The sequence below is a fragment of the Hyphomonas sp. BRH_c22 genome (assembly GCF_000961795.1).
GTDB lineage: Bacteria > Pseudomonadota > Alphaproteobacteria > Caulobacterales > Hyphomonadaceae > Hyphomonas.
The window spans coordinates 1-5678 of sequence record NZ_LADU01000042.1 but is presented as its reverse complement, the minus strand read 5'-3'; the positions used below and the strand labels follow the sequence as shown (position 1 = coordinate 5678).

General features: G+C 60.7%; 4 protein-coding genes and 1 pseudogene. 3 read left to right on the top strand and 2 right to left on the bottom strand.

The annotated features are described in order from the left end of the window. A pseudogene (locus VR74_RS21525) lies at positions 1-135 on the top strand (recombination protein RecR); the annotation flags it as partial. 3 nt (positions 136-138) lie between these two features. Here the strand turns inward: VR74_RS21525 and VR74_RS05725 are convergent. Together VR74_RS05725 and VR74_RS05720 are read right to left on the bottom strand one after the other, a co-directional pair. Next, a complete protein-coding gene (locus VR74_RS05725; RefSeq protein WP_045695140.1) occupies positions 139-1278 on the bottom strand; it encodes a PQQ-dependent sugar dehydrogenase in 1140 nt (379 codons plus the stop codon). 150 nt (positions 1279-1428) lie between these two features. Then, positions 1429-4323, bottom strand: a complete 2895-nt coding sequence (locus VR74_RS05720; protein WP_045695138.1) for a TonB-dependent receptor — start codon at positions 4321-4323, stop codon at positions 1429-1431. A 223-nt stretch (positions 4324-4546) separates the two neighbouring features. On the opposite strand from VR74_RS05720, the gene queC reads away from it, so the two are divergent. Together queC and VR74_RS05710 are read left to right on the top strand one after the other, a co-directional pair. Continuing rightward, positions 4547-5254, top strand: coding sequence for a 7-cyano-7-deazaguanine synthase QueC (gene queC, locus VR74_RS05715; RefSeq protein WP_045695137.1), 708 nt, complete (start codon positions 4547-4549; stop codon positions 5252-5254). After that, positions 5251-5678, top strand: a 428-nt coding sequence (locus VR74_RS05710) for a 7-cyano-7-deazaguanine reductase (protein WP_045695135.1), incomplete at its 3' end; no start/stop codon positions are given. The genes queC and VR74_RS05710, both read left to right, overlap by 4 nt.

Below are 5678 nucleotides of genomic sequence, written 5' to 3'. Positions count from 1 at the left end.
GCTGACCAGCTCGAAGGCCTCGGCGCCGACATTACCCGGCTGGCCCATGGCGTGCCGGTCGGCGGCGAACTCGACCATCTGGACGACGGCACGCTGGCCGCCGCCCTGCGGTCACGCCGCGATGTGAAGACCTAGCGCCTACTCGGCCACATCCACGCGATAGATGCCGTCCATGTTCTTGGTCGCGACATAGAGGTGCCCGTCCGGGCCCTGGATCACGTCGCGGATCGGGAAGCCCTCGGCGTCACCGGTCAACAGGTCTTCACGGCCGGCCACCTTGCCGTCTTCCATGTCGATGCGCACCAGTTTCAGGCCGGCCGGGCCATTCATGCCGCCGGTGAACAGGTCGCCCTTCCAGCCGGGATAAACGTCGCTTGTCAGCTTGGTCAGGCCCGACGCGGCAATTGACGGCACCCAGTATGTCAGGGGCTGTTCCATCCCTTCCGCTTCGGTCTTGCTGGTGATGATCGTGCCGTCATAGTTGACGCCATAGGTGATTGTCGGCCAGCCGAAATTGGCACCCTTGCGGATCAGGTTCAGCTCGTCACCACCCTTGGGGCCATGTTCGGTTGAATAGAGCGTGTCCGTGTCGGCATCATAATAGAGGCCCTGCGGGTTGCGGTGGCCATAGGACCAGACCGCCGGATGGCCAACCGTGCCATCCGCAAACGGGTTGTCCTCAGGAATGCTGCCATCGGCATTGATGCGGATGACCGAGCCGTGCGTTTTCTTGGGGTCCTGTGCCAGGTCCATGAAGGCAAAGCCGTCGCCCAGCGTTGCGTAAAGCGTGCCATCAGCAGCAAATTGCAGGCGCGCGCCATAGTGCAGCGCCGTGTTGCGCGTGTCGGCCGCGAAAATCTCGGTCACGTTTTCCAGTGCGCTGCCATCGTCACTCAGGCGGGCCTGAATGATTGCCGTCATATTGTCTGCGGCGTTGCCTTTTGAATAGGCCACATAGACCAGCCGGTTCGTGCCGAAGTCCGGGTCCACAGCCAGGCCGAGATAACCCGCCTGCCGCTCTGTATAGGCTTCGGGCATGCCGCTGACGGCGACCGGCGTGCCTTCGCCGCCCGCCACGCGCTTAAGGCCACCTTCCTTTTCGGTGAACAACAGGTCGCCATTCGGCAGGAAGACCATGCCCCATGGAAATTCGGCTTCAGCGACCACCTGGGTGAGCTTGAGTTTCGTGTCGCTGGACACGGCCGGTGTCTGGACTTCGGCGCTGCCGCAGGCGGTGAGGAACAGGCCGGATGCGAGGCTGGCAATGATGAGGCGCATGGAATCTCGGGTCCTTGTGTTGGGAAGTTCTGCCGCGAGGATAGAGCGGGGGGCCGCGCGAACCTAACAAAAAAAGGGGCAGCTCCTGCGAGCTGCCCTCAGTTTGCAGGCCGGCGCGGATCTATGTGCCCGCGCCGGATTTGGATTGGCCTACCAGGATTTCCGCACGGTGACGCCGTACAGGGCAGGCTCGGTGAGGAAGATGTTGGTGAAAATGCCCTGGCTGTCATCGCCGATATAGCTGCCGGTAATGACTTCCTCGTCTGTCAGGTTCTTGGCGAAGGCTTCCACGGCCCAGCCATTTTCCGAATTGTTGAGGATGATTGCCAGGTTGACGTTCGACCAGCTGTCAAGCTCATCATGGGCCGTATTGAAGATCCGGCTGTAGCTGTCAGCCTGGTAGTAATAGTCACCACGGATGGTCAGATCCCAGCTGGAATCCTGTAACGACGGGAATGTGTATTCCGCCGCCAGGTTCAGCGTCATTTCCGGCGCACCCGGCAGTTTGTTGCCGTCGACATCTTTCGTGATGCCGTCGAATGGCGTCAGCGCACCAATGGTCTGGGTGTCACCATTGCCGTCAATATAGGTCACGTTGCCGAGACCGAAGGCCGCTTCCTGTCCGGCAAAGGCACCGGAGCAGAGTCCGCGTGAGTCACCATTGTCCAGGATGCCGGCCTGGATGGCACCGAGAACTGTGGCATAGCCCTGGGCCGACACGACACAGTTCGAATAGCTTTGCGCATTCTTCAGGGTAACGAAGTTCGGATTGCCATTCGTCCGGTCAAGCACATCGACGCTGTCCGTGTCGATCAGCTTGGTGTCAAGCAGGCCGAGATTGGCCGTCAGCAGCCAGTTATCGGCCGGGGTCCAGAGGTATTCCAGTTCGAGACCGGTGAGTTCGGCATTCACGTTGAAGTTTGCCGCCGTCCGGTTGACGATCTGCGAGATCTGGTAGCCTTGATAGTCATAGAAGAATGCGGTTGCATTCAGCGACTGGGTATTGTTCGCGAATGTGTTCTTCGTGCCGAGTTCATAGGCATTGATGAATTCAGGCTCGAAGGTCAGCGGGAACAGGGATACCCCTGCAGGCTGTGGCGGGTTCAGACCGCCGCCCTTGTAGCCCTTGGAATAGAAGCCGTAGATCAGCGTATCGTTGGTGAAGCTGAGATCCGGCGCCCAGTCGAGACCGATCCGGCCCGTCGTTTCGTCAAATTCGGCCTCCAGCAGGCCGGTCGGCACCAGGGGGTCGCCATTCTGGACGGCAGGATAGGCGGCCGTTGGCGTGAACAGAAAGGTCGGAATCTCGTCCTGTTCCTTCTCGTCCTTCGTCTTGCGCAGGCCAAGCGTGAATTTCAGGGTGTCGGTGATGTCGTAATAGACTTCGCCAAAGAAAGCCGTGGAAGTCAGCCGGTAGGGTGAAATCGACCGGAAATAGTTGCCGCTGTCGCCCGCGACCGTGCCCTCCAGCAGGGTGGCCGTGCCATCCGGCGTTGCAATCGGCACAACAGCCCCAAACGGTGCGTCGGGTGATCCGAGTTGCGCGAGCGCATTGTTGAACTGGGTGAGGGCGGTCAGCGCATTCGAGAATACGTAATATCCAGAGGTTGGATCCTGTGGATCATTTGACTCGCCATCGACATAGATGGCACCCAGGTTGAAGTTCAGCTTGCCGTCAAAGTCGGACTGCAGGCGAAGTTCCTGCGTGACCGTCTCAGTCGGGCCGCCGGACAGGTCTGCCGAAACCAGCGTGTTAAGGATGCCGAGTTCCGGATCGGCGACAAAGCCCCCCGGGAACAGTGCATTGTACAGGTCGGCCTGAGGGCTCAGCCCCGGCGGAATGGCTGAAAGGTCATTGAATGCGATGTCGGGAACCAGCCTGTTGACATCCTGGACGGAGACCAGGCTCGTTTCATTGTAGCTGGAGATTGAGGTCAGCTTCAGGGCGTCTGTAACATTATATTCCAGCTTGAGAGTGAAGAGATCCTGCTCGGCCTTGTAGATCGGCGAGAAAGCCGACTGGATGTGGCGCAGGTCCTTGTCGAGTGGCGAGGTAAAGATGTCACCGTTAAGCAGGCCGGCCGCAATGGCCAGACCGCCCGCAAGGTTGCCGACGGAATTGGTTTTTTCATAGCTCTCGCTGAGCGGCGCATCCTGGCACCCGAGCGAGGTTATGAGCGTATCCAGGCCGGTGATTGGAACGCCCGCAAAGCTCGTCTTGAGAGGGTCTTTCTTGCAAAGCTGCTTGCCTGAACGCTGGCGGTCATCGTCTTCCTCGAAGTGCTCCCAGGAAACCCAGCCGCGAAAATTCTCCGTCGGCTCGAAACCGAGAGTTGCGCGGATCGACCAGATGTCGCGTCCGTCAATGTCGCTTCCGTCAACGGTATTGGTCGCATACCCGTCGCGCTGCGTCAGGGCACCCGCCACCCGCAGGGCCGCAATCTCGCCGAGGGGCAGGTTGACCATGCCCTTGCCCTTGATCGTGTTGTAGTTGCCATAGGTCAGTTCGGCATCGGCCTGGAATTCGCCGAGCACGGGCTTGCGAGTGATGATGTTCACAACGCCGCCGGTTGCGTTACGGCCATAGAGCGTGCCCTGGGGTCCGCGCAGGACCTCGACGCGTTCAATGTCGAAATATTCCTGTTCGAAGAGGAAGTTCATGCCGAGCGGCACATCGTTCTGGTGGATACCCACACCTGCGTCTGAGGACTGCGCGACAGCGTCGTTGCCGATACCGCGAACCTTGAAATTGCTGCCTGTGAACTGGCCCTTCGTGAAGGACACGTTCGGGACGGCTTTCACGAGGTCTGCGCCGCCAGTCAGCTGCAGGCGGTTGATCGCATCTTCGTCGAAAGCCGAAACCGCGATCGGGACGTCCTGGATGGATTGTTCGGTCTTCTGCGTGGTGACCGTGACGGTCGCCAGCGTGCGGGTCGATTCCGGCGCGTCGGCGTCCTGAGCCCAGGCCGACTGACCGAACAGTCCGATTGCCAGCGCGGACGCGCTCGCGAACAAGACGGTTTTCGAGTCTGTTTTCCGTGTCATTCTAAATTTTCCTCCCCTCGGGCCCGTCGGGATTGCAGGCCACGAAATGTGATATTTTTCCGAGCGTCCTCATTAACGGGACCACTTCACCGCTCATCAGAAATTGAGTGGAGGGGTATTGTCAACAGGTTTGCATGGCTGCCATGCATTTGATTTGACGCAGGTGTCATAAATGTAACGCTGCGGACTTGGCCCTTTACGTAGGGGCTGGTAGAGCCCCGCAATGAAACCAGATCACATATCAGCACTCGTCCTTTTTTCCGGCGGACAGGATTCTGCGACCTGCCTGGCAGACGCCTTGGCGCGCTTTGGGCGTGTGGAGACGGTCGGCTTCGATTACGGGCAGCGTCACCGGGTCGAACTCACATGCCGCAGCGCCTTTCGGGAGTCGATTCGCGACCGGTTTCCCGCATGGGGCGAGCGTCTTGGGCCTGATCACATGCTCGATGCCGGTGTTCTCAAGAGTCTCGGCCAGAGCGCCATGACGGATGATGTTGCCATCGAGATGACCCAGGCTGGCCTGCCATCCACGTTCGTCCCCGGACGGAACCTGTTATTCTTCACACTGGCCGGGGCGCTTGCCTATCGCCGGGGGCTGTCAGTCCTCATCGGCGGAATGTGCGAGACCGACTATTCCGGCTATCCCGATTGCCGGGCCACCACGATGGCGGCGCAGGAGCAGACCTTGCGCCTCGGTCTCGACACCGACATCCGTATCGAGACGCCGTTGATGTATATCGACAAGGCGGCAACCTGGGCCATGGCCGAACGGCTGGGCGGCACGGCCCTGGTCGACCTGATCACGGAACAGACGCACACCTGCTACCTTGGCGACCGTAGCCACCGGCACGATTGGGGCTATGGCTGCGGCACATGCCCGGCCTGCGAGCTGCGCGCTTCGGGCTGGCAGCGCTGGAAGGGTGCGGCATGACCTGGACCGTCAAGGAGGCCTATTACACGCTGCAGGGCGAAGGCGCGCAGACCGGCCGCGCAGCGGTTTTCCTGCGCTTTGCCGGATGCAACCTGTGGTCGGGCCTCGAACGTGATCGCGACACCGCCGTCTGCCGCTTCTGCGATACGGACTTTGTCGGCACGAATGGCGTGAATGGCGGCAAGTTTCGCGCCGCTGCCGACCTCGCAGCGCATGTCAGGGCGATCTGGGAGGCCGAAGCTGGCCCCGCGCGGCCGGCCTATGTCGTCTGTACCGGCGGCGAGCCGCTGCTCCAGCTCGATACGCCCCTGATTGCGGCCCTCAAGGCCGAAGGATTTGAAATCGGCGTCGAGACCAATGGCACGATCGCTGCGCCTGAAGGGCTCGACTGGATCTGCGTCAGCCCCAAGGCCAATGCGCCGCT

Excerpts from the sequence above, each read along its gene's own strand:
- VR74_RS05720 (WP_045695138.1), bottom strand. The coding sequence starts at position 4,323 with ATGACACGGAAAACAGACTCGAAAACCGTCTTGTTCGCGAGCGCGTCC.
- VR74_RS05725 (WP_045695140.1), bottom strand. The coding sequence starts at position 1,278 with ATGCGCCTCATCATTGCCAGCCTCGCATCCGGCCTGTTCCTCACCGCC.
- queC (WP_045695137.1), top strand. The coding sequence starts at position 4,547 with ATGAAACCAGATCACATATCAGCACTCGTCCTTTTTTCCGGCGGACAG.